The following is a 21,608-nucleotide window of genomic DNA, read 5'->3' as shown; positions in this document are numbered from 1 at the left end:
AGGTCTTTCCGTGACCTGCGCGCTTGGCGTTGCCGTCGCGGGAAAATGTCAGACCCCCTTGGGATGATTGCTGTATGGGGAAAGCGGCGGTGGTGAAGGCGTTTGAGGACATCAATGCTGCCCTTGCCGTGCTCAACGCGGAGGCGGAGGGCTGTGGTGCGGAGCCGTTCTCGGCTGCTGATCCGCTGGCCGGCCTGGGTGATGGGTGCCTGGACATTCTTGCCGGAGCGCGGGTGGCGGAGGCCGGGTTCGCCGCTGTGAAGGCCCGGGCTGCTGTGACGTACGCGGACACTGCCCACGCCATCGCACCGCCCGACACACCGGTGCAGGCGCTCGAAATGGCCGTCGCCGCGGAAATCGGCGCCCTCCTGGCCCTCGGTCCCCGGGCAGCCGGGGCGTTCCTGGCCGCGTCCCACACCGTGACCAAGGAGTTGCCGCTGACGTTCTCGGCGTTGCAGGCCGGAACGATCACCTGGCCGCACGCCCTGGTCATGGTGGAGGAAACCGCCGGCCTTGACCCCGCCGGCGCCGCCGCACTCGAGGCCCACTTCCTGGACCCCGACGTGCCCCGGCCACCCACGGCCGCCCCGACCGGGGAGCTGCCCGCCTACCGGTTCCGTACCAAGGCCAGGACCTGGCGGGAACGCCACCACCCCGAATCCATCGAGAAACGCCACGCCAAGGGTGTGGCGGACCGGCGGGTGGAATACCGGCCGGACCGCGACGGGATGGCCTGGCTGTCCGCCTGCCTGCCCGCGGACCAGGCCATGGCGGGCTGGAACCGGCTCACCGCCCTCGCCCGCGGAATGCAAGGACCCAACGAGCCCCGCACCCTCACCCAGTTGAAGGCCGACAACTACGCCGACGCGATCCTTGGCAGCGGCAACCACACCGGGTGCGCCCATGCAGACGTTGATGGCTCCGATGCGGCGGCTGGCCCATCATCCCGGATCCAGGCGCAGGTGCTGGTCACCGTGCCGGTATTCTCCCTCGAGGGCATGGCTGATGAGCCCGCCATGCTGGACGGGTATGGTCCGATCCCGCCTTCGATGGCCCGCAGGCTCGTTGCTGAAGGTGCCGGTTCGTTCTACCGGGTGCTGGTGGACCCCCGGGACGGGGCGCCGCTGGAAATCGGCCGCACCCGCTACCGGCTCACCAAAGCCATGAAAAGAGCACTGCAGCTCAGGGACGGTAAGTGCACCTTCCCCGGGTGCAACAACCCCTCCCTCGACAACGACACCGACCACCTTCAAGCCTGGAAGGATGGCGGCAACACCGGGATCAGCAACCTGGCCCAACTCTGCCCAAAACACCACCGCCTCAAACACTCCACCGGATGGACGCCCACCCCTGCCACCAAAACCGGGCCACCAGGCTGGACCTCACCCACCGGCCGCCACTACAAAGCCGAACACCACGACTGGGAACCACCACACTGGCCCCAACAACCGGCACCGCCCTGGACGAGCGCCCGGCGTCCACGATCATCGCTCAGTGACCCGCCGGACTTTATTTACACCGGATACTCCCCCGGAGAAGACTTCATAGAGCGGTTCCTCTACGGCAGCTCCTAAGGAACCAGTAAGCGGGGCGACCGGCGGGCCCTGCATCTTCATGTGCAGCACCCACCGCAAACGTCACAGGCCTTGTCGTTATCCCACTGCCATAAGGCGCGCCATACCCGCGCGCCCCTTCCCGAGCGAGGGTCCTCACGTCATTCCTGTCCGGGCTGCCGGCGCGCGGGATAGCGCAAGCGCCCACCCGCCGGCCACCCCAATGGCAAGTAGTACGGCTAGATAGCCGATCGCCGGTCCGCTCGGCCACGTCAGGGCGCCACCATACCGCAGCAGTGCGAGCGCCTGCAGAAGAACGAAGGCAACGGAGGTCAGGGCCACGGGGCGGACGGTGCGGAGGTCGCGGCTGAACTGTCCCTGCGCGGCAGCCCACCCGAGGCCGACCAGCCATGCCCCGATCGCCCTCCCCGTCAGTTCGGACAGTGTCCACGGCCACCACGCCGCGGCGAGAGTGGGTACGGCCAGGAGCGCCACGCCATACAGCAGCAGTACCCCGGCGATTGCCGCCAGGAGAAGCCGGAGCGCAGGGGGTAACACTGGCGTTCCCGCTGTCACAGTTATTGGCGCCGGAGGCCGCGACCGGATCTGCATCCTGCTGATGACGAGCATCGCCACTGGCACCACGGCATAGATTGCCAGCCACGCCCAGGTGGCTATCTGGGCAGTGGGGGCAGCGTTTGACGACAGGTGGAAGCGGTCGATATGAAGCAGGGTGACTCCCAGCGTCAATGCAGTGAAGATGAACACGGGCCACACTGCCAGCCTCGCTGACTCCCAACTCTCCGAACGGGCGCCCGTCACCTCCAGGCCGGCACTTGACCAGTAGGCAGCACCGAGGAAGACCGCGGTCATGGGCGGGTTGACTGTCCACGAGAAGAATTCATCCGTCCGCAGCGGAAACACGAACAGCACGAGCCCGGCGAGAAACACGAGGAATGCAGCGACGTAGAGCAGCCGCCGCATCGGCACAATCAACGGCGTGACCTCGGTTGAAGCGGACATCACCCCGGAAGCTCCTCGGGTTCGGCTTCCCCGGCAGGCACAGGAGTCGAGGCAGCCGCGCGGTTCTCCGCCAGGTAGGTGTGAAGCATCGAGACCACGGTGGCGCCGTCCCCCACTGCGGTGGCCACTCTTTTAATCGAACCGGCCCTCACGTCACCGATTGCGAAAATGCCGGGCATGCTGGTTTCCAGCGCCAAGGGCGGCCTGTCAGGCTTGACGGACCCGGGTGCGCTGACATCGCGGCTGACGCCCGTCCGCAGGAAACCCGCTGGATCCCGCTCCACCATGTCGGGAAGCCATGACGTCCGTGGCACTGAGCCGATCAGCACAAACAAGCCACCCGCTTCAATCTCCTCGCTTTGCACTGCATCAGAGGCGCCGGCTGGGGCGACCTTGACGGCGGCAAGGAAACCGTCCTGATCACGAGCCCCCACGAGGACGGTGCCATAGCGGATCGCGACGTTCCGCGTGGCCTCAAGTTGGGAGATGAGGTACTCCGACATACTGGCTGACAGAGTGGGTCCGCGAACCAGCAGCGTCACCTTCGCCGCGTACCTCGCAAGGTGCAGAACCGCCTGTCCGGCCGAATTGCCGCCACCCACCACGCAGACGTGCTTTCCGGTCATCGACGGCGCCTCAGAGACTGTTGCCCCGTAGAAGACGCCCCTGCCCACCAGATCCTCCAGCCGCGGTATGCCGAGGCGGCGGTAGTCCACGCCGGTGGCCACCACCACAATGCGGCACCGGACCACGCTGCCATCGGAAATCGACACGGCGTACAACCCGCCGTCCACACGGAGCCCCTCCACCTTGCGCAGGAAGAGGAAGTCCGTGCCCAAAGTCCAGGCCTGGTGGAACGAGCGGTAGGCCAGGTGGGCGCCGCTCACACCGCGGGAGAAGCCAGGGTAGTTGCGGATCAACGAGCTCGTGCCGGCTTGGCCTCCCACCGCCTCTCCCTCCACCACCATGGTGGAGAGACCCTCGGAGGAGGCATATACGGCGGTCGCAAGGCCGGAGGGGCCCGCTCCCACCACCACTACATCAAAGATCTTGTCCGCCGGTGGGGGCCGCGTCACCCCCATCGCCTCGGCGATCTCCAGGTCAGTGGGGTTTTCGAGGACAATCGGTGGAGCAGTGAACTCGAGCACCAGGACCGGCAGCACGGGGTCGCTCAGGTGCAGGCTCGCCAGCGTCCGTTGGGCGCTCTCGGACCCCGCGGGGTGGAATCCCACCGGGATGTGGTTCCGGCTCAAGGAGTCACGCAACATATGGGTCCTTTGGTCGCCCACCTCCCCGATCAGCCGGACCGCCTCGAACCCGACTCCCTGGGCCAAGTGCCAGTCGTCGAGGGCGTCGGTAATCGCCCCATGGAATTCTTCGTCGCGCGACCGCTCCGGACGGATGATGAGCAGTTCGGCGTACCCTTGGGCGATCGCCCGGAATACAGTGGGCGCGCTGGCGAAGTCGCCCCATGTCACCACAACAGCACGCTTGGCTGCCGGGTGGAAGCCATAGGCACGCCGCAGGAAATCGAGTCCACCACGGTCAGCCGGTCCGTAGCACCCTAGGATGAGGGCGACTTGGCGGTTCCACCGCCGGAGCCCCTCAAGCACCGCCCGCCCGTGGGCGTGTTCGGCACACACCACCACCTCGTAGTCGGCACCGTACCGCCGGCGCAGCTCATCCTCAAGAATGCGCCGCGAGGCCGGGTCTGGGGTGGCAATCAGCATGATCGGAACCGGTTCGTCCATGGCTGGCGTCTTTCCGGATCAATGGTTCGGTGCCGATCACGATACTCGCGCCGGGACAGTGGGGACAAGAGATTCCGTCATTCCAACGCCGCGGAGATTCTGCCACAATAGCTCCCGACGGCGGGCTACCGGCAGGCCTGATCAGAACCGGAGTGGTGGAAATGGAGTACCCCATGGAAGATCGCCCGATTCCGGGAATCAGCCTCACCGCCACTCCCAGCGGAACTGGATGCCTGGAGTGCCTCAACGGAGACGGCCAGGGTTGGTGGCTGCATCTTCGCCGCTGCGCCCAGTGCGGCCACATCGGCTGCTGCGATTCATCGCCCTCACAGCACGCCAGTGCCCATGCGCGCACCGCGGGTCACCCTGTGATGAGGTCCTTTGAACCTGGGGAGAACTGGTTTTACGAGCACACCACACAGAAGTTCTTCCACGGGCCGCGACTGCCGGATCCTCAATCCAGGCCCCTGGAACAGCCGTCACCCGCACCGCCGGACAAGGTACCGGCAGACTGGCAGGAACGCCTCCACCAGTAGCCGCAGAACCGGAGCCAAGCCACTGACGCCGGGACCTGGCGAGGACTGGTTAGGCTGTATGGATGGCGACAGTAATCCTCGTGCGGCACGGCCGCACCACAGCCAACGCCGCTGGACTCCTGGCCGGTCGGGCAGCCGGCGTCAGTCTGGACCAGATCGGGCTCGAGCAGGCAGCTTTGGCCGGAGACCGGCTCGCGGTGGTGCCCTTGGCTGGGGTGGTATCGAGCCCCCTCGAGCGTTGCCAGCAAACCGCGCGGCTCATCCTCAATCGCCAGGTCGGTAATCCTTTTGCGCCCAGCGATCCCGATCTCACCGAGTGCGATTACGGCCAGTGGCAGGGCCGTATGCTCAGCGATCTCGCAACCGAAGACCTGTGGGCGACTGTGCAGTCGCAGCCGTCCGCCGTCGTTTTTCCCGGTGGCGAATCCATGGCAGCTATGCAGGCTCGCTCGGTAGCAGCAATCCGGCGCCACGATGCAGCTTTCGAGGCCGAGTACGGGCCAGGCGCCGTGTGGGTGGCAGTGAGCCACGGTGACATCATCAAATCAATCCTCGCCGACGCGTTAGGTATGCACCTCGACCTGTTCCAGCGAATTAATGTCGGCCCTGCCTCCGTATCGATCGTGCACTACGGTGCTGTCCGGCCGAGCGTCCATGCGACAAACACCGACGCGGGGGATCTGTCCTGGCTGTCAAAAGGCATCAACTCCGGCGACGCACCAGTGGGCGGCGGTGCCGGGCAGACGGCGGAGTAACGCTCATGTGCCTAAAATACTGACATGCCCACACGTGTTCACGAGTTTGCCTGGCCTGACCGGGTCGTCATCGGTACCGTCGGTGTTCCGGGGGAGCGCACGTTCTACCTGCAGGTTCGCACAGGCAAGCAAATCGTGAGCATCGCCCTGGAGAAGCAGCAGTCGGCCCAGCTTGCCGAGAAGATTGACGAGATCCTCGATCAGCTCATCACCCTCGAGGGCAACCCCTTCAGTGTTCCCACGGGTACTCCCATCGAACTCGTGGACAATGACCAGCTTGAAGCCGTCGAGGAGCAGTTCCGAACCGGGGCCATGACCTTAGGCTGGGATCCGACGACGGCGCAGGTGGTCATCGAGGCATACCCGATCACCGATGTCGATGACGACGACGAACCGCTTGATGGGAACGGCGTTGAAGTGCCCGAAATGCTGCTGGTGCGGATGCCGGTAGGTACCGCCCGCGCGTTCGCCAAGCGGACCCGGGAAGTGGTGGGCGCCGGGCGTCCCGCGTGCCCGCTCTGCGGTTTTCCCGTGGACGCGGACGGGCACGTCTGCACCCTGCCCGAGGCCTGATGCCCGCACCCGACCTGCTGACTGACGAGCTGACGCTCACCGGGCGCATCACGACGGCGTCGAATGCCACCTTTGTGGGCGCAATCGGCGACACCACAGTCGTTTACAAGCCGGTAGCCGGGGAGAAGCCGCTGTGGGATTTCCCCGACGGATTCCTTGCCCACCGGGAGGTCGCTGCCTACCTGGTTTCTGAGGTCCTCGGCTGGAATGTGGTGCCACGCACCTGGCTCCGGGATGGTCCTCTGGGCAAGGGAATGGTGCAGCTGTGGCAGGACACTGACCCCGACCAGAACGCGGTGGATCTCGTTGCGGCCGACGACGTACCGGAGATCGGGTGGAAACAGGTCCTCGAGGGGCAGGATGAGACCGGCCGGATGGTCGCCCTCGTACATGAAGACACACCGGAGCTCAGACGCATGGCGGTGTTCGACGTCGTGGTCAACAACGCCGACCGCAAAGGCGATCATATCCTTCCCATGCCAGGCGGACACCGGCACGGCGTCGACCATGGGCTGACCTTTCACCGTGACCACAAGCTGCGCACGGTGCTGTGGGGGTGGCTGGGAGAGACTCTGACCGAGCAGGAAAGCGACGGCATCGGTCGCGTCATCGAAGGACTGCACGGTGAGCTCGGCCGAAACCTGGCGGACTTGCTCAATGCAGCAGAAATCGCCTCACTCGCCGCACGCTGCGCCCGACTGCGCGCAACAGGGCGGTTCCCGGCTCCGAGCGGCGGGATGCCCGCGGTGCCCTGGCCGCTTTTCTAAGCAGTCAGCCCGGAAGCCGCGACGACGGGACTCATCCCTTCCTGCGGACATTAGAAGGAAGTGTCCCGACGTGCTCGATATGGAGAACTCCCATCACGGGAATGGTGTCCTCGTCTGGCCTGGCAAAGCTCCACTGCGGATTGACGCGCTTGAAATCAGGAACCCATAGGGACCTGATTCCTCGCTGTGGCTGACCTAAAGTTGGCAAGGCTGGATGGCCCGTATACGAGCTGGTCGCTCGCGAGGTGGCCCCAGATCCGTCCCTTCTGCACCAGAGCGGCTTCCTGTTTCTTCGCGACGTTCGCCAACCGCCAGCCCCGGCTGTGCCAGTTCTCATCGGCGCTCACCAACTGAATATCACCCGGAGCCTTCCGGTCGGCTTGCTCATCGTGGAATCTCCTGTCGGAATCAAAGCGCTACGCAGACATCCGGGCCTTGCTGTTTCTAAGCCGCGCCCAGTGGGTAGCACAGAACTAGCCTGAATCAGCCTCCGGTCCGCCCAGTCGTTTCTCCTCGGCAACTGCGGAACCGCCAGCCATCACATACAGGCACGGCATGCTGCGTCGCCACTAACACCCGGAAAAGTGTCACAGGCCGCAGCTACACTCGCACTATGGTGCAAATGCAGGAGCTGCGCAATGACGACGCGGGGCTACCTTGTGATCACGGCTACGGGTAGCCACTCGAGTCCTGCGCTGTCGGCGCATCCGCCCGCTACTGGATCCAAGTCTGGGACGACCACATCGTTACGCTCAGAACTACCCCCTGTTTTGCGGATCATTGCCACCAACCCCTCGGAAGTCTGATCAGGCCGCCTAGGCTGTCCTATCGCGGAGCGCCGGGTACGGACTCCACGTAGACTCGCATCAAAATTGGAACTTGGGGGATCAATGATTGCTGACGAACACGCGTGCGAAATGTGCGGGCAGGCGACGTCTGCGCACAACAGGGACGTCCGCTTCCGGCTTCCTGACCCTGTCCTGAACAGTCCCGAGCAGCACAGGGCTGAGGACAGCTGGCTGAGCGACCCGGATCCCAACCAGGCCACGCTCATGCAGATCCCCTACATCAGCCCGTTCGTTCGGGCCCTGCTGCCGGTCAAGCTGGAGGGCGGGCACGAGCTCCGCTTCGGTGTGTGGATCGCGATACATCCTGATGACCTCCAGCATTCCTGCAGGGTTTGGAACGCGCCCGAGTACACCGACCTGAAGCTGACCGGCTACCTTGCAAACAAGATCCGGCCCTGGGGCATCTACAAGGTTCCAGTGGAGCTTGCCGTTCTGAACCCGAACCACACTCCATACTGTGTCTCCAGCTCAGATCGGGAGCTGAGCGACGTGCTCACCAAAGAGTGGCCGCACGACATCCTCACCTCCCTTCCAGAAGGCATCGAAAACGGATGGATTGACTTCTAAATCTATATAGCTAGATTTAGCGTATGGAGAACTTGGGGCGGGTCACACCCGCCACCGCGCTGGTCCTTGAGGCCCTACTCTCAGCCGACAGCGTATGGGGGCTGCAGATCGTGAAGGACGTCGGCAAAAAGCCGGGCACTGTCTATCCGATTCTGGACCGCCTTGAGGTTGCCGGGTGGATCCGGGGGGAATGGGACTCTTCCCATGACCGCAAAGGGCCCCGCCGGCGCTACTACCGGCTGCTGGCTGAAGCCCGCCCGATGGCCCAGGACTACGTGAACACGCACCGGGCAAAGGTCCGGACATCCGTGGTCAGGCCGTCGCCGTCCACGCTTGAGGGCCAGTGGCAGGGCGCATGAGGCTGGCGGAAATCGTGCTTGCGTTGGCTGTGGCCCTGACGCCAACCCGTCTCAGGGAAGTCCGCGAGGAGCAATGGAGAGCCGACCTGCGCGATGGTCCGGCTCTGGGCATCTCCGCGCAGTCGTTGCTTTTCGGGGCTGTGTGTTCGTCAGCAACGGCACGATCTCATGAATTGCTTCACCGCGGCGGCCACGTGCTGTCGCGCATCAAAAAGGGGGAAAACATGAAACTGGTACTGGGCATAACCGCTGCAGCTGCGATCCTGGTCGGCGGCGCAATCGGCATCCAGGCGGCCCACTCAAACACAGAGACGCCGGTGACCCGGACGCCTGTGCCAGACCGTCCGATCGGAGGCTACGAAGGCTGGTGGAACTCGACCCCTATTTCCGGCAGCACAGAAGGCCTCCCGCAGGAAACCGTGGCTGTGAACACCCGCACGGGCAAAATCATCGATGCCTTCAACAGGGCGAAGAACAGCACGCTGATCTCGGATGTTGCTTATGACCTTGTCCCCGATCCCGAGTGGCCGGCCGACTCCATCGTGATCATCGATGCCACGTCTGGCCTGGTCATTGAGGACTTCCGGATTGATGAGCGGGGCATCCCCCTTGACGAAAGCGGACGGCCCATCGACGCCGATGCCGGATAGGGAGCTTCACATGCCGGAACGCCGCCCCTGGCCCTTCGCCGCGGTGTGCGTCATGGTCCCAGCGCTGACCCTGATGGTGTTCAACCTGGCGGACCCTGTCATCCAGCTGCTGCCCTGGTACGCGGCCGCCTACCTCCTGATCGGGGCCTGCATCTTCGGCCCGACCCGGAAGCTGCCGTCGCTGCGGCAGTCCGCGGCGTTCCTGCTGCCCGGCGCCCTGCTCGTGGTCCTGGCACTGTTGAACCTCGGCTTCTGGGCCGTCGGCTGGCTCCTCGGCCTGCCCGCGTGGGGTCTGCTGCTGACCGGGTGGACAGCGGCTAACCCGCTCAAGGTTGGGCAGGTGCTGGCATTCGTGGGCTTGCTGGTGTTGGGCCTGGTGATCTTCACTTTCAACGCCGTCTTCGTGGTCTTCAGTCTGGGCCTGTTCCTGCTGCCAGCAATCCCCATCGTCCGACTGGCCTATCCAAAATACCGGACCAGGTCACTGCAGGCGACTGTGGAGGTTCTCCTGGCTGTGGCCGCCGTGGTGGTGGCCTTCGCGATTCCCACCCCGCGGGGGCCTTTAGCTCGCCGTGGATTCACGCCGGCGGCTCGGCCACGGCAGGGCTCATGATCGTGTTCTGGGCCAGGGGTGTCACCCGCCGCTCCCGGCGCCTGCACCTCGATGACGCGGCCATCGCTTAGGGCCAGCGACGAGGAAAGGCTTGAGGCCCTGCTTTCGCAGGGCCTCAAGCCTCGGCCTGGCTTGTCTTTGCGGTGTCGGGTGTGGGAACTCTCATTTTGCGAACAGCCGTAATCCGGGAGTCACCAATCGTGAGCCTGGTTGTCGCCTCCGGAGCGTTTGCCGCCGCCGCGTTCATGTTGGTGGCATGGCGCATAGCCCAAGGGTCGTGAACGAAACAGAGTTAGTTTTACCCTCTAGACATCCCATCGGCGGTACCGTAGTCCGACCTGAATCGACATGTGGTTGCGCCCGTTAGCCGGTGAAATGCACGGTATGGGGGGATTACTGCAACTGGGTTTCACGTGGCCCAAAGGAAGTTAGTTATACCCGCGTCTCGCCAGGCGACAAGGAACTGATCGCCCCAAGAGCCCTTGCGCACAGATTGCTAAGCATGCTTACAATAAGTGCAGTCGGATGGGGATCCGGTGTGAGGGGTAATCGAAATGGGTGCGCTCAGCGAACGGGGCGCACCTTTTTCGTGTCCGCACTTCGTCCGCGCCGCAGAGCAGGCCGACTACTCCCCTCCGACAGTCGCAGTTCACCAGCCCGCTACAGCCCGTTCACTACTGGTAAGTAGCTTGGGGGCTTTCCTGGGGCGGCAAATCCCTGCCGCGTCACTCCCCCAACATCAATCTGGAGAAGCATTGTGAAGTACACCAAGCTCCTGACCGCGGCTGCACTGACCGCCGGCCTCGCACTGGGGACAACCCTCCCGGCGCAGGCGGCCGACACCAACCCCAACGGCATGGATAACCGCTTCGACCTGCAGGCACACCGCGGCGGGCTCGGACTCACCGTCGAATCAACCCTGGCATCCTTTGCCAAGGGCTTGGAGACAGGGGTCAGCACTCTCGAACTCGACCTGCAGATCACCAAGGACGGCCGGGAAGTCGTCACCCACGACCGCAAGATCAGTGGCCTCAAGTGCCAGGACACCGCCCCCGTCACGGCAGGAGACCCGCAGTTCCCCTACGTCGGCAAGTACATCAAGGACCTCACCTTCGATCAGGTCCGCAGCCTGGACTGCGGCTCCCTGACGCTGGCCAACTACCCCGGCCAGCAGGCCTCCCCCGGCGCGAAGATGCCGACCCTGGCTGAGGTCTTTGACCTCACGAAGCAGTACCGGGCCAGCCAGGTGAAGTTCAACATCGAAACCAAGGTTGAGGCCGGTGCCCCCGAGCAGACCGCACCGCGCGAGCAGTTCGTGGACGTTGCCATCCGCGAGATCAGGGCCGCCAACATGGAACACCGCGTCTCCATCCAGAGCTTTGACTGGGGCGCCCTCCGCCTCGTGCAGGAACGCGAACCGGGCCTCCGGACCGTGGCCCTGACCAACAAGGACTTCCTGCAGGCCGGACAGCACGGAGCCTCACCCTGGCTTGGCGGCATTGACTCCGATGACTTCGGCGGGGACCTCGTCGATGCGGCTGCGTCGCTCGGCTTCGACGCCATCTCTCCCGTTCACGGAAACCCGCAGAACGGGAAGGTCACCGATGCAGGCTACGTCCCGTACGTCACAGCCGACATGGTGGAACGGGCGCACGCCAAGGGCATGCAGGTCATCCCCTGGACCGTCAACGACCAGCCAACGATGCGTGCCCTTATAGAGGCCGGCGTCGACGGGCTCATCACCGACTACCCGGACCGTCTCCGCGACGTCATGGCCGAGCGGTCCCTGAAGCTGCCCAAGCAGTACACGTTGGAGCCCGGCGAGCCAGCAGCGAGTTGACCGGCGAAATTGGCTGTCGAACGGCCGCATAACTGAAGGATCGAGAAAGGTGCGCCCAGCGGACGGGACGCACCTTTTTCGTGCCCGGCCGCAGGGGATCTCCTCGCGTAGCCTAGGGGCAACGACTATTTGGGGGTAGCAATGTTTAGTCTCAGTCCCGCGTTCAGCTTTCTCGGCATCCTGTCCGCAGCACTCAGCATAGTCCTGGCCGCTCTTGCGGTGTACGCCCTGGTGTTGGCAATCGTCTTCCTTCGGCTGCGGATCGCCGAGTTGAAACGTGCTGCCCCGCCAACGAACAACCTGTAAGCCCTATCACCCAGGTCAAGCGTTGTGCCCCAAATCCTGAGTGGGCCCTGATCGCTTTGCCTGGTCAGAGTCGACCAGTTGCAAGATGGCGTCGCGCGCCCTTACCGCAACGCCGCGCGCAGCCGCTCCGAAAAGATCTTCCACGGATTCTCGCCATTCGGGTTCCTCGGCATCCCCTGCTGGGATTCTTGCGTACCCACACGGAGGCCGCGGTCCTATCCTGGCCGCATATACGTCGTCGAGCAGCTGGAGCCCCGTACCGTCGGTTTCCTTGCCCGAACTGTGCTGAGGACGATCACCGTACAACTCTTAATTGTCACGGGTCATGTGCCGGAGGAGACTTGAGGCGACGGCATCCCATCCCGGGCCGCCCGCGAGGCCACCCGGCTGCGGGGCCTCACGGTACCCCTGTAGCGGCTTGGTGGATCGATGAGTTCCAGGACACCCCTCGAAAAAGCCGCTCAACGACCTCGCCACCTCCTGCCCCTGATAGCGATCGCACTGATTGCAAGTCTTGGCGGCTGTCAGTATGAGTCCGACGATGTTCCTCTCCCGTCCGTCAGTGCTCCAACTACGGAGCTGACACTCCCACCGCCGCCGACCGACGGCGGCACCCGCACGGTCCCACCGCTGCCGGAGAGTGGCGACATCGACGCCGGCACGTACCTCGTCCCCGTCGCCGGCTACAAGGAACCTTTCGAGATCACCGTCTCAGACGGCTGGTTTGCTCTCGACAGCAAAAGCTTGGGCAAGGACGACCCGGATCACCCGGCTGAATGGGCCGTCTATATAACGCTTTGGCCTGCCAACTATGTGTCGATGGACGCGTGCAGGTGGATGGGCGCCCTTGCCGATGTCGGTCCGTCGGCCGAGGCCTTCAGTAAGGCTATGGCGGCGCAGTCGTCAACGGCAAGCACCCCTCCCACCAAGGTCATGGTCGGCAATTACTCCGGCTTCGAGTTCGACCACTCCGTCGAGGGCGATGTGGACATCAACGCCTGCGATGCCGATAGGTTATGTATCCACTCAGAAAATAGATTCACCTGCACACACGGGTACTCCACTCGGGGCGAACGCGAAACCTGCCGGGTGGTCGACCTGAACGGCCAGCGGGCTGTGACCGGGGTGGGCCATATCGACGACTCGATCAACCCGGAGCTGATGAGAGAGGCACGCGCCGTCTTCGACTCGATCGTGTTCAGGTCCTACAAGTGACCAGCTAATCCGATAGGCGATCCCACCTGCGGCGCGCCAACTCATTGCATGGACGGGGAAATGCGGCGTCCCCGGCACTAAGCCCATGGGAGCACGAAATAGCTCTTCGGGTCGTCGGCGCCCAGCAGGTCATGGCGGAAGACAATGGCGTCCACGGGCCGGGTGTCCACGAACAGGACCGCCACCTCCCGGGAATGGACCACCGTGTAGCGGGTGAGGTCTTCCACCCAGGAATGGATCCCGGTGTACTCCTCGACGAACAACCCGTCACCGAGCAGGCCCCGCTGCCCGAGCAGGTCATAGACAAGATTCCAGGCGAGATCCATCAGTTCGTGGATCGCCGCCTCAACAGTTGGAGCCGTCATGCTTCCATGGTGCTCCCGGGCACCGACAGTCTTGCGGAACCCGTGAGGCGTGTCCTTCGCAGAGGGTAGCTCACGGCTTCGTATTAGGGTCAACGCAGCAAAATTGGGTAGGCCAGCCAGTCCATTTCAGAAATACAATTGCCGCACATTCAGGTCCTCTACGGCAGGACCGAGAGTGGCCGTTGTCGGCTGCAGTTAGGGCCGCGTCCCGAACGCCCCTTCGGGCTCAAATTTACGACCGGCAACCCGGCTCGTATTTAGACAATTCCTCGGAGACAATCATGACCCGAAATAAAGCTTTCGCAGTTTTGCTCATCACGCTTTCCGTTGCCGTCATCGGATCGATCGCACCGGCACAGGCAGCTTCTCCCAGGGCCGCCCAAGTTTTCAGCCTTCCCCTGGAGGGTGATCCGCTTTACATTGTCACACCGGACGGAGAGACACAAGAGATCCTCACCTTCGTTAGCGGTCAGATGAACGTCGTCATTCAGCAGATACCGGTGCCGTGGGAAGGCACATCTTTTGAGACATTGATTATCAAATCCTCATTGCAAAATGCCGTCGCGACAGATAGCACTGGTGCAATCACATGTCGCCTTTCAGGGGCAGATCAACAAGACAGCCGGGTTTCCGTAATCCAAGGGGAAACCTTCACCTTTAATCTGCTGTCGTCCACAGACACCTGCCCTTATTCAGGCTCCGTCGAGGCCTTCGTCCCCTTCCGATACAGCGAAGGCAACGCGACCAGCCTGAGGGTGTCAGGAGTGCGTGTTGTCCAACCGGCCTAAGGGGTCAGCCAACTTGAACCGTGAGGGTGAAGGCACGTTATGGGCGGCTACGCTTGCCCTTCATCCTTCAGTTCCCCAGCAGCAATCCTTTCGACGGTGCGCCGGTACGCTTCGGCGATGTAGTCCTCGATGTCGTTGGCCCCGATGCGCCACACGCCCCGGCCGCCGACCTGAATTCCGCGAAGCTCAGATTGTCGAACGAGTGTGCCTTCACTTTCGCCCACGGTACGATATGCGCCATCTCTAGGCCAGAGGTCCCCCTGCAAGTGGGGATGGCACACCTGTAGCCAGCTTCTTCTTTAATCTTTCGAGCAAGCCCGGCTAGGATATTCCGTCCAGGTGAACTCATCATGTCCCCCCACAATTCAGCACCGCTTTTGCCTTGCAAACTCCAGTTGAGTCTACAAGTCGATCATGAGGTCACGGCGAACCAATGCCCTGTTCGCTTCACTCGTCGTGGTGCAGCGCACTTTACGAGGGAGGCGGACTCGATTAGCGCTGGTGGAGTGACGGCCTTACAGCCACTTCTTGGACATAGACGGCACATCCGCTCATCACGGACTCAGCTCCGGCCGGTTGACGGCAGAAGATCGCCGGACGTATGTGGAACCGACGACCCGCAGTATCCGCCTCAGTACAATGAGGCGCCGGGGGGCACTGGATCTGGTCCAGGACCAAGCCCGGTTGGACGTCGCGCATGTAGTACCTGCCTATAGTGACTGCTGCGTGTTCGTTACGGCGGCGGGTGGGCCACTATAGTCGACCCGGAGCCGCCGCTCAGCCTGGAGTCCCACTACAGGCAAACCCCACCAGCCGCGGCATCCCTTCCTGGTTCACAGTGGTACCCCTCCTCCACGAGAGTCAGAAAGCATGTCCTTAGCTTGCCCGCGCGGGCTTTCACTTGCTACATTTACGACACCTGCTACACATGACATAGCCAAGGCGAGCAGAGAAGAAGTAGGCGATAAGTAATGAAAACCATCCCGGCCAACACCGTCCCAACTGCCGAAATAAACGCAGTTGAAGAGGCAGTTAAACATCTTGACCCGGAGTCGAAGATAACTGAGGCATTTCAGGAGGTCCTCGGCCTTGTGCGCCGCGGTCTCACCGTTCAAGTTCTGTCCCAATGCGAGGAGCTTACCCCCAATGAAGCGGCTCAAGTCCTAAACGTAAGCCGCCCCACTATTCTAAAAATGATCGCGGAAGGTGAACTCTGTTCCCGCGTGGTGGGAGCCCGTGACCAACGAATCTCAGCAGAATCGGTTTTTGCTTTGAAAGATCGCCAGGCGCAGGCATCTCGCGATGTTGCTGCTGCATTCGCGAACCGATCACAGGCGATTGATCAGTTGATACCGGCCGTCGCTGGCGTCGATCCAGACACAGCCCGGAAGCTCGGCTACTAGCTTCGTAAATCCCCAAAGATTCAAAAACCGGTCGGCCCCCTTCAGTTGGGACCGACCGGTTTTGTTTTGCGCGTCATGGTGAGGCCGCATTCGAGTTCGCCTCAACGTTGCAGCGGCCCTGCCCCCATCTGCTCAAGAAACCGTATGACAAGACCCTGCTTCGAACAGTCATCGCACAAAGGAAGGCCATCGGGAAACCTTGCTGGGACGAACCAATAACCACAAGCAGCCCGTAGTGGCTTTTGCTCAGCAATAGCGGATTTCAGTGCTTCGCCTGTAACAAAATGGTGGACATCGGCTCGAGTTGCCTGCCCTGAAGCTTCAGCAGAGATTCCCTCATTTTCTGCAGCAAAAACAATCTGGAGGGCGCGCATCCTCGACATTTCGATGCTGAACCTCAAGCTTCCATCCAAGCCATAGTGAGCCGCCGGTTCCTTCGCCCACGTTTCCTCGCGACTATCCAGAATAGGCAGGATCGTAGTCAGGAGAATAGTCTCGACACCCCGCGCATATGCCGAAGATCCGCCCTGAGCACCCACAAATTTCCACGAATCGAACTTGAGGTTGACCTCGGCAAGTGTCTCCCCGATTTCGTGGCCTTCTTCAGTCCCCTGAGGTTCCTCAGCGATCACGGAGATGGTGAGCTCCACGTCTACTGCAGGGATTCCGGACTGCAACAAGGCCGAAGGGGGGGCACGGAAGCATCACTTTAACTTCCCGACCGTCCGGATGCTCCTTGAACGCCTTGCGGAACGCCGTGAGCGTCACAAGAATGATGTGTTCCTGCCACTCCTTCACCGACCTCATCACTTCCCTCTCGGCCAGCTTGAGCTTCCTCAAAGCGAAATCCAGCTCGGTCGGCTCAGTTGCCTCCCGAAGCTGACCACCGAAACGGCTAGAGACCCCAGCGTGAAATCGATCGTGTGTATCGGCGTGGACGATCCACGAAACACCGTCCTGAACAATTACGGCTGCACGCCACCCTGGTCCGGTCTTCAGGTCTCTTGCCTCCACAACGGGGTACCCGGCAGCCTGCGTAGCCTCCTTGTGGCGTTCGTACTTTGGACTTGCCGGGTTCGTGTCAAAGTCCTGACACACTTGGATGGCGGGATGAGAGAGTTCTGATAGCGCCGGAAGGCTTTTCCAGTCGCCCCCGGCAATTAAGGAACGCTGACGAATGTCCTCCCAGCCTCGGGTAAGTTCTTTCAAGACGCGCATAGTTGGCCACGCCACAGGCGAGCTACCTCCATATTCCCAGTTGGCTCCAAATGCTGAAACAAGCTTCGAGACTTTCAGGCAAAGCCGCCAGATAGGCCGGTCTTCGCCAAATCTCCGGTCCCAAATCGCCAACTAGTCGCTAAACCGCCAACTAGCCTCCGATCTCACAGAAAAAAACTAGAAGTCCCAGTCCTCGTCTTCGGTGTTGACAGCCTTGCCGATGACGTACGAGGAACCCGAGCCGGAGAAGAAGTCGTGGTTCTCGTCAGCGTTCGGGGACAACGCAGAGAGGATGGCCGGGTTCACATCGGTAACGGAGGACGGGAACATTGCCTCGTAGCCCAGGTTCATCAGGGCCTTGTTGGCGTTGTAGTGCAGGAACTTCTTGACGTCCTCAGCCAGGCCAACGCCGTCGTAGAGGTCGTGCGTGTACTGGACTTCGTTTTCGTACAGCTCGAAGAGCAGCTCGAACGTGTAGTCCTTGATTTCCTGCTTGCGTTCCTCGGACAGGCCTTCGAGGCCCTTCTGGAACTTGTAGCCGATGTAGTAGCCGTGCACGGCCTCGTCCCGGATGATCAGGCGGATCAGGTCAGCGGTGTTCGTGAGCTTGGCGCGTGAAGACCAGTACATGGGCAGGTAGAAGCCCGAGTAGAACAGGAAGCTCTCCAGCAGCGTGGAAGCCACCTTCCGCTTCAGGGGATCGTCACCCTGGTAGTAGTCCATGACGATCTGGGCCTTCTTCTGAAGGTTCGAGTTCTCGGTGGACCAGCGGAACGCCTCGTCGATCTCCTTGGTGGAGGCCAACGTGGAGAAGATCGAGGAGTAGCTCTTGGCGTGCACGGACTCCATGAAGGCGATGTTGGTGTACACGGCTTCTTCATGCGGGGTGAGCGCGTCCGGGATCAGGGAGACAGCGCCGACCGTGCCCTGGATGGTGTCCAGCAGGGTCAGGCCGGTGAACACGCGCATGGTGAGCTGCTGCTCAGCGGGCGTTAGGGTGTTCCAGGACTGGACGTCATTGGACAGCGGCACCTTCTCCGGCAGCCAGAAGTTGTTGACGAGCCGGTTCCAGACCTCTACGTCCTTGTCGTCCTGGATGCGGTTCCAGTTAATGGCCTCGACGTGGCTCAGCAGCTTGACCTTCTCGGTCATGTCATCCCCTAAACGTTGGGTGGGTTTCTCTAAGTTAAAGCGTACGACGGCGGGCGGGCGCCCGCCGTCGTACTTCACAAGTTAGTTGAAGCTACAACTACAGCATGCATGAAACGCAGCCCTCCACCTCAGTCCCTTCCAGCGCGAGTTGGCGGAGACGGATGTAGTAGATGGTCTTGATGCCCTTCTTCCAGGCGTAGATCTGGGCCTTGTTGATGTCGCGGGTGGTGGCGGTGTCCTTGAAGAACAGCGTCAGGGACAGGCCCTGGTCCACGTGCTGGGTGGCGGCAGCGTAGGTGTCGATGACCTTCTCGTAGCCGATCTCGTACGCGTCCTGGTAGTACTCCAGGTTGTCGTTGGTCAGGTACGGCGCCGGGTAGTAGACGCGGCCGATCTTGCCTTCCTTGCGGATCTCGATCTTGGACGCCACCGGGTGGATCGAGGAGGTGGAGTTGTTGATGTAGGAGATGGAACCGGTGGGCGGGACAGCCTGCAGGTTCTGGTTGTAGATGCCGTGCTCCATGACCGAAGCCTTCAGCGCCAGCCAGTCAGCCTGTGTGGGGATGTGCACGTTTTTGAACAACTCGCGGACCTTCTCGGTCTGCGGCATCCACTCCTGCTCCGTGTATTTGTCGAAGAACTCGCCCGAGGCGTACTTGGACTTTTCGAAGCCGCCGAAGGTCTGGCCGGTCTCGATGGACAGCAGGTTGGAGGCGCGGATGGCGTGGTACACCACCGAGTAGAAGTAGATGTTGGTGAAGTCCAGGCCTTCTTCGGAACCGTAGTGCACCCGCTCGCGGGCAAGGTAGCCGTGCAGGTTCATCTGGCCCAGGCCGATGGCGTGGCTCTGGTCGTTGCCCTTGGCGATGGAGGGCACCGAGGTGATGTTGGACATGTCCGAGACCGCCGACAGCGAGCGGATGGCCGTCTCGATGGTCAGGCCGAAGTCCGGCGAGTCCATGGTCTTGGCGATGTTCAGCGAGCCCAGGTTGCAGGAGATGTCCTTGCCGGTGTCAGCGTAGGACAGGTCATCGTTGTACGTGGTGGGCTGGGAGACCTGGAGGATCTCCGAGCACAGGTTGGACATGATGATCTTGCCGTCGATCGGGTTGGCCCGGTTCACCTTGTCCTCGAACATGATGTACGGGTAGCCGGATTCGAACTGGATCTCGGCGAGGGTCTGGAAGAACTCGCGGGCCTTGATCTTGGTCTTCTTGATCCGGGAATCGTCCACCATCTCGTAGTACTTCTCGGTGACCGAGACGTCGGAGAACGGCATGCCGTAGACGCGTTCGACGTCGTACGGCGAGAACAGGTACATGTCCTCGTCCTTCTTGGCCAGCTCGAACGTGATGTCCGGGATGACCACGCCAAGGGAGAGGGTCTTGATGCGGATCTTCTCGTCCGCGTTCTCCCGCTTGGTGTCCAGGAACCGGTAGATGTCCGGGTGGTGCGCGTGCAGGTACACGGCACCGGCACCCTGGCGGGCACCCAGCTGGTTGGCGTAGGAGAAGCTGTCTTCGAGGAGCTTCATCACCGGGATGACGCCGGAAGACTGGTTCTCGATCTGCTTGATGGGCGCGCCCACCTCACGGATGTTGGTCAGTGCGAAAGCCACGCCGCCGCCGCGCTTGGACAGCTGCAGGGCGGAGTTGATGGAGCGGCCGATCGACTCCATGTTGTCTTCGATGCGCAGCAGGAAGCAGGACACCAGCTCGCCGCGCTGCTTCTTGCCGGCGTTCAGGAAGGTGGGGGTGGCCGGCTGGAAGCGGCCCTCGATGATCTCGTCCACCATCTGCAGGGCGAGCTGCTCGTTGCCGCGGGCCAGGTGCAGGGCAACCATGCACACGCGGTCCTCGTAGCGCTCCAGGAAACGCTTGCCGTCAAACGTCTTCAGTGTGTAGGACGTGTAGAACTTGAACGCGCCCAGGAAGGTCTCGAAGCGGAACTTCTTTTTGTAGGCGCGGTTGAACAGGTCACGGATGAAGTTCATCGTGTACTGGTCGAGGGTTTCGCGCTCGTAGTAGTCGTTCTTGACCAGGTATTCGAGCTTCTCTTCCAGGTCATGGAAGAACACGGTGTTGTTGTTCACGTGCTGCAGGAAGTACTGGTGGGCGGCCTCGCGGTCCGCCTCGAACTGGATCTCGCCGCTGGGACCATACAGGTTCAGCATCGCGTTCAGCTCGTGATAGCCCAGGCCCTTGTAGGCGGCAGGCATCTCAGGCTTCTGGGCCCTGGTTACTTCTGTGTCTGCGACAGTCGTGTCCAAAACGTGTCCAATCCATTGTTTACACGGGTCACGTCGTCTGGCGTGCCCATTAATTCGAAGCGGTAGAGGTGCGGTACTCCGCACTTGACGGCGATGATGTCCCCCGCCATGCAGTAGTTGTCCCCGAAGTTTGTGTTGCCGGCCCCGATCACGCCGCGGATCAGCTGCCTGTTCTGCGGGTTGTTCAGGAACCGGATGACCTGCTTTGGAACGGATCCTTCTCCCCTGGTGCCGCCATATGTTGGCACCACCAGCACATAGGGCCGGGTGGCAAGGAGGGGTGCATCCTTCGGGAGCAGCGGAATCCGGGCCACCTCACGGCCAAGCTTCGAGACGAAGCGGCTGGTGTTCTCGGATGCCGAGGAAAAGTAGATGAGCTGGCTGCCGGTGACAACCGCGGAAACCGGCTCCGCAGCATCCCCGCGCTGAGCCGCGTTGATTTGCTGCCTTCCGGAGGCTCCCTGCGATGTATAGGAGTCCTGCGCCGTGTAGGATTCCTGTGCTGCTGGTGCTGCCATGGGAGTCACCTCAGCTGGTTGACGGTTGCCGGCAGGAAAAAGTGTGACCCCTTAGGCCACGGAGGAAACTGCGGAGAGCGCCAGTTCCTCGATCTTGTCCGGGCGGAAGCCTGACCAGTGGTCCTGGTCGGTGACCACAACGGGGGCCTGCATGTAACCCAGTGCCTTCAGGCGCTCGAGGGCTTCGGCGTCCTGGGAGATGTCAACACTCTGGTACGCGATGCCCTTCTTGTCGAGAGCCCGGTAGGTGGCGTTGCACTGAACACAAGCAGGCTTTGTGTAAACCGTTACGGTCATGGTTCCTGTCCCCTTTTCTGGAAAACTTGCTCGTCCGGTGTTCCCGCCCAAGCTGTACCTAGATACTACATCTAGTGCAGACGCCTCTTTGGAACCCCAAGATGATGTATTACAAGTATGTCATTTAATGCACCTTTAATCCACAGGGAGAGGCCTTCAAAATGTCCGGAATCCCGCTGTTTTCGCGGACGGAATCCACACCCTGTGGAGTACTTAGCCACAATTAACGCCCAGCGTGTCGT

24 protein-coding genes are annotated in these 21,608 nt (G+C 62.1%); 14 read left to right on the top strand and 10 right to left on the bottom strand.

Going from position 1 to position 21,608, the window contains the following annotated elements:
- Positions 1-74 precede the first annotated feature (74 nt).
- Positions 75-1,574, top strand: a complete 1,500-nt coding sequence (locus ARTSIC4J27_RS09005; RefSeq protein WP_050054864.1) for an HNH endonuclease signature motif containing protein — start codon at positions 75-77, stop codon at positions 1,572-1,574.
- 135 nt (positions 1,575-1,709) lie between these two features.
- Here ARTSIC4J27_RS09005 and ARTSIC4J27_RS09000 read toward each other — a convergent pair whose 3' ends face one another.
- The gene (locus ARTSIC4J27_RS09000) at positions 1,710-2,576 is read right to left on the bottom strand and encodes a hypothetical protein (RefSeq protein ID WP_050054863.1); all 867 of its coding nucleotides are present in this window, start codon (positions 2,574-2,576) and stop codon (positions 1,710-1,712) included.
- Positions 2,576-4,327, bottom strand: coding sequence for an FAD-dependent oxidoreductase (locus ARTSIC4J27_RS08995; protein ID WP_050054862.1), 1,752 nt, complete (start codon positions 4,325-4,327; stop codon positions 2,576-2,578). Before ARTSIC4J27_RS08995 ends, ARTSIC4J27_RS09000 begins: the two co-directional genes overlap by 1 nt.
- A gap of 161 nt (positions 4,328-4,488) precedes the next feature.
- Between ARTSIC4J27_RS08995 and ARTSIC4J27_RS22105 the strand changes: the two genes are divergently transcribed.
- The 11 genes from ARTSIC4J27_RS22105 (at position 4,489) to ARTSIC4J27_RS08950 (ending at position 13,356) form a co-directional block, all read left to right on the top strand.
- Positions 4,489-4,863, top strand: coding sequence for a UBP-type zinc finger domain-containing protein (locus ARTSIC4J27_RS22105; RefSeq protein ID WP_407681125.1), 375 nt, complete (start codon positions 4,489-4,491; stop codon positions 4,861-4,863).
- Between the two features lie 62 nt (positions 4,864-4,925).
- Complete coding sequence (locus ARTSIC4J27_RS08990) at positions 4,926-5,618, top strand: MSMEG_4193 family putative phosphomutase (RefSeq protein ID WP_050054861.1); 693 nt, start codon at positions 4,926-4,928, stop codon at positions 5,616-5,618.
- A gap of 24 nt (positions 5,619-5,642) precedes the next feature.
- Complete coding sequence (locus ARTSIC4J27_RS08985; RefSeq protein ID WP_050054860.1) at positions 5,643-6,191, top strand: DUF3090 domain-containing protein; 549 nt, start codon at positions 5,643-5,645, stop codon at positions 6,189-6,191.
- Positions 6,191-6,958, top strand: coding sequence for an SCO1664 family protein (locus tag ARTSIC4J27_RS08980; protein WP_050054859.1), 768 nt, complete (start codon positions 6,191-6,193; stop codon positions 6,956-6,958). Before ARTSIC4J27_RS08985 ends, ARTSIC4J27_RS08980 begins: the two co-directional genes overlap by 1 nt.
- Positions 6,959-7,848: 890 nt before the next feature.
- Entirely contained in the window at positions 7,849-8,373 is a 525-nt protein-coding gene (locus ARTSIC4J27_RS08975; protein ID WP_050054858.1) for a DUF2199 domain-containing protein, read from the top strand.
- Between the two features lie 23 nt (positions 8,374-8,396).
- On the top strand, positions 8,397-8,732 hold the full coding sequence (locus tag ARTSIC4J27_RS08970) for a PadR family transcriptional regulator (protein WP_083435386.1): 336 nt from the start codon (positions 8,397-8,399) through the stop codon (positions 8,730-8,732).
- 224 nt (positions 8,733-8,956) lie between these two features.
- A complete protein-coding gene (locus tag ARTSIC4J27_RS08965; RefSeq protein ID WP_152683822.1) occupies positions 8,957-9,382 on the top strand; it encodes a hypothetical protein in 426 nt (141 codons plus the stop codon).
- A 10-nt stretch (positions 9,383-9,392) separates the two neighbouring features.
- Complete coding sequence (locus ARTSIC4J27_RS08960) at positions 9,393-9,995, top strand: hypothetical protein (protein ID WP_050054856.1); 603 nt, start codon at positions 9,393-9,395, stop codon at positions 9,993-9,995.
- A 757-nt stretch (positions 9,996-10,752) separates the two neighbouring features.
- Positions 10,753-11,835 carry a glycerophosphodiester phosphodiesterase gene (locus ARTSIC4J27_RS08955; protein WP_050054855.1) on the top strand — a complete coding sequence of 361 codons (1,083 nt, stop codon included), beginning with the start codon at positions 10,753-10,755 and terminating at the stop codon, positions 11,833-11,835.
- A 141-nt stretch (positions 11,836-11,976) separates the two neighbouring features.
- Positions 11,977-12,141, top strand: coding sequence for a hypothetical protein (locus ARTSIC4J27_RS22910; RefSeq protein WP_167344668.1), 165 nt, complete (start codon positions 11,977-11,979; stop codon positions 12,139-12,141).
- Positions 12,142-12,570: 429 nt separating this feature from the next.
- Positions 12,571-13,356, top strand: coding sequence for a hypothetical protein (locus ARTSIC4J27_RS08950; protein WP_050054854.1), 786 nt, complete (start codon positions 12,571-12,573; stop codon positions 13,354-13,356).
- A 77-nt stretch (positions 13,357-13,433) separates the two neighbouring features.
- On the opposite strand, the gene ARTSIC4J27_RS08945 is transcribed toward ARTSIC4J27_RS08950, so the two are convergent.
- Positions 13,434-13,721 (bottom strand): hypothetical protein, encoded by a 288-nt coding sequence (locus tag ARTSIC4J27_RS08945; RefSeq protein WP_050054853.1) that lies wholly within the window; start codon positions 13,719-13,721, stop codon positions 13,434-13,436.
- Positions 13,722-14,002: 281 nt separating this feature from the next.
- On the opposite strand from ARTSIC4J27_RS08945, the gene ARTSIC4J27_RS08940 reads away from it, so the two are divergent.
- On the top strand, positions 14,003-14,509 hold the full coding sequence (locus tag ARTSIC4J27_RS08940) for a hypothetical protein (RefSeq protein ID WP_050054852.1): 507 nt from the start codon (positions 14,003-14,005) through the stop codon (positions 14,507-14,509).
- 47 nt (positions 14,510-14,556) lie between these two features.
- Here ARTSIC4J27_RS08940 and ARTSIC4J27_RS22755 read toward each other — a convergent pair whose 3' ends face one another.
- Complete coding sequence (locus ARTSIC4J27_RS22755) at positions 14,557-14,733, bottom strand: hypothetical protein (protein ID WP_161799559.1); 177 nt, start codon at positions 14,731-14,733, stop codon at positions 14,557-14,559.
- A gap of 747 nt (positions 14,734-15,480) precedes the next feature.
- Between ARTSIC4J27_RS22755 and ARTSIC4J27_RS22100 the strand changes: the two genes are divergently transcribed.
- Positions 15,481-15,912, top strand: coding sequence for a helix-turn-helix domain-containing protein (locus ARTSIC4J27_RS22100; RefSeq protein WP_083435385.1), 432 nt, complete (start codon positions 15,481-15,483; stop codon positions 15,910-15,912).
- Positions 15,913-16,013: 101 nt separating this feature from the next.
- On the opposite strand, the gene ARTSIC4J27_RS08935 is transcribed toward ARTSIC4J27_RS22100, so the two are convergent.
- The 6 genes from ARTSIC4J27_RS08935 to nrdH form a co-directional block, all read right to left on the bottom strand.
- Positions 16,014-16,562 carry a DUF3039 domain-containing protein gene (locus ARTSIC4J27_RS08935; protein WP_050054851.1) on the bottom strand — a complete coding sequence of 183 codons (549 nt, stop codon included), beginning with the start codon at positions 16,560-16,562 and terminating at the stop codon, positions 16,014-16,016.
- On the bottom strand, positions 16,534-17,121 hold the full coding sequence (locus ARTSIC4J27_RS08930) for a hypothetical protein (RefSeq protein WP_152683821.1): 588 nt from the start codon (positions 17,119-17,121) through the stop codon (positions 16,534-16,536). The genes ARTSIC4J27_RS08935 and ARTSIC4J27_RS08930 overlap by 29 nt, the downstream gene beginning before the upstream one ends.
- A 186-nt stretch (positions 17,122-17,307) precedes the next feature.
- Complete coding sequence (nrdF, locus tag ARTSIC4J27_RS08925; protein WP_050054849.1) at positions 17,308-18,282, bottom strand: class 1b ribonucleoside-diphosphate reductase subunit beta; 975 nt, start codon at positions 18,280-18,282, stop codon at positions 17,308-17,310.
- Between the two features lie 97 nt (positions 18,283-18,379).
- The gene (nrdE, locus tag ARTSIC4J27_RS08920; protein ID WP_050054848.1) at positions 18,380-20,500 is read right to left on the bottom strand and encodes a class 1b ribonucleoside-diphosphate reductase subunit alpha; all 2,121 of its coding nucleotides are present in this window, start codon (positions 20,498-20,500) and stop codon (positions 18,380-18,382) included.
- A 20-nt stretch (positions 20,501-20,520) separates the two neighbouring features.
- A complete protein-coding gene (gene nrdI, locus ARTSIC4J27_RS08915) occupies positions 20,521-21,069 on the bottom strand; it encodes a class Ib ribonucleoside-diphosphate reductase assembly flavoprotein NrdI (RefSeq protein WP_327077642.1) in 549 nt (182 codons plus the stop codon).
- A 51-nt stretch (positions 21,070-21,120) separates the two neighbouring features.
- Entirely contained in the window at positions 21,121-21,366 is a 246-nt protein-coding gene (gene nrdH / locus ARTSIC4J27_RS08910) for a glutaredoxin-like protein NrdH (protein WP_050054847.1), read from the bottom strand.
- Positions 21,367-21,608: the final 242 nt, after the last annotated feature.

The organism is Pseudarthrobacter siccitolerans, from assembly GCF_001046895.1.
GTDB lineage: Bacteria > Actinomycetota > Actinomycetes > Actinomycetales > Micrococcaceae > Arthrobacter > Arthrobacter siccitolerans.
The sequence above is the reverse complement of the archived record's forward strand: the minus strand, read 5'-3'. Positions and strand labels throughout refer to the sequence as shown.

What these genes read in the sequence shown, in the direction of transcription:
- ARTSIC4J27_RS09005 (WP_050054864.1), top strand. Translation starts at nt 75, where the DNA reads ATGGGGAAAGCGGCGGTGGTGAAGGCGTTTGAGGACATCAATGCTGCC.
- ARTSIC4J27_RS09000 (WP_050054863.1), bottom strand. Translation starts at nt 2,576, where the DNA reads ATGTCCGCTTCAACCGAGGTCACGCCGTTGATTGTGCCGATGCGGCGG.
- ARTSIC4J27_RS08995 (WP_050054862.1), bottom strand. Translation starts at nt 4,327, where the DNA reads ATGGACGAACCGGTTCCGATCATGCTGATTGCCACCCCAGACCCGGCC.
- ARTSIC4J27_RS22105 (WP_407681125.1), top strand. Translation starts at nt 4,489, where the DNA reads ATGGAGTACCCCATGGAAGATCGCCCGATTCCGGGAATCAGCCTCACC.
- ARTSIC4J27_RS08990 (WP_050054861.1), top strand. Translation starts at nt 4,926, where the DNA reads ATGGCGACAGTAATCCTCGTGCGGCACGGCCGCACCACAGCCAACGCC.
- ARTSIC4J27_RS08985 (WP_050054860.1), top strand. Translation starts at nt 5,643, where the DNA reads ATGCCCACACGTGTTCACGAGTTTGCCTGGCCTGACCGGGTCGTCATC.
- ARTSIC4J27_RS08980 (WP_050054859.1), top strand. Translation starts at nt 6,191, where the DNA reads ATGCCCGCACCCGACCTGCTGACTGACGAGCTGACGCTCACCGGGCGC.
- ARTSIC4J27_RS08975 (WP_050054858.1), top strand. Translation starts at nt 7,849, where the DNA reads ATGATTGCTGACGAACACGCGTGCGAAATGTGCGGGCAGGCGACGTCT.
- ARTSIC4J27_RS08970 (WP_083435386.1), top strand. Translation starts at nt 8,397, where the DNA reads ATGGAGAACTTGGGGCGGGTCACACCCGCCACCGCGCTGGTCCTTGAG.
- ARTSIC4J27_RS08965 (WP_152683822.1), top strand. Translation starts at nt 8,957, where the DNA reads ATGAAACTGGTACTGGGCATAACCGCTGCAGCTGCGATCCTGGTCGGC.
- ARTSIC4J27_RS08960 (WP_050054856.1), top strand. Translation starts at nt 9,393, where the DNA reads ATGCCGGAACGCCGCCCCTGGCCCTTCGCCGCGGTGTGCGTCATGGTC.
- ARTSIC4J27_RS22910 (WP_167344668.1), top strand. Translation starts at nt 11,977, where the DNA reads ATGTTTAGTCTCAGTCCCGCGTTCAGCTTTCTCGGCATCCTGTCCGCA.
- ARTSIC4J27_RS08950 (WP_050054854.1), top strand. Translation starts at nt 12,571, where the DNA reads ATGAGTTCCAGGACACCCCTCGAAAAAGCCGCTCAACGACCTCGCCAC.
- ARTSIC4J27_RS08945 (WP_050054853.1), bottom strand. Translation starts at nt 13,721, where the DNA reads ATGACGGCTCCAACTGTTGAGGCGGCGATCCACGAACTGATGGATCTC.
- ARTSIC4J27_RS08940 (WP_050054852.1), top strand. Translation starts at nt 14,003, where the DNA reads ATGACCCGAAATAAAGCTTTCGCAGTTTTGCTCATCACGCTTTCCGTT.
- ARTSIC4J27_RS22100 (WP_083435385.1), top strand. Translation starts at nt 15,481, where the DNA reads ATGAAAACCATCCCGGCCAACACCGTCCCAACTGCCGAAATAAACGCA.
- nrdF (WP_050054849.1), bottom strand. Translation starts at nt 18,282, where the DNA reads ATGACCGAGAAGGTCAAGCTGCTGAGCCACGTCGAGGCCATTAACTGG.
- nrdE (WP_050054848.1), bottom strand. Translation starts at nt 20,500, where the DNA reads ATGCCTGCCGCCTACAAGGGCCTGGGCTATCACGAGCTGAACGCGATG.
- nrdI (WP_327077642.1), bottom strand. Translation starts at nt 21,069, where the DNA reads ATGGCAGCACCAGCAGCACAGGAATCCTACACGGCGCAGGACTCCTAT.
- nrdH (WP_050054847.1), bottom strand. Translation starts at nt 21,366, where the DNA reads ATGACCGTAACGGTTTACACAAAGCCTGCTTGTGTTCAGTGCAACGCC.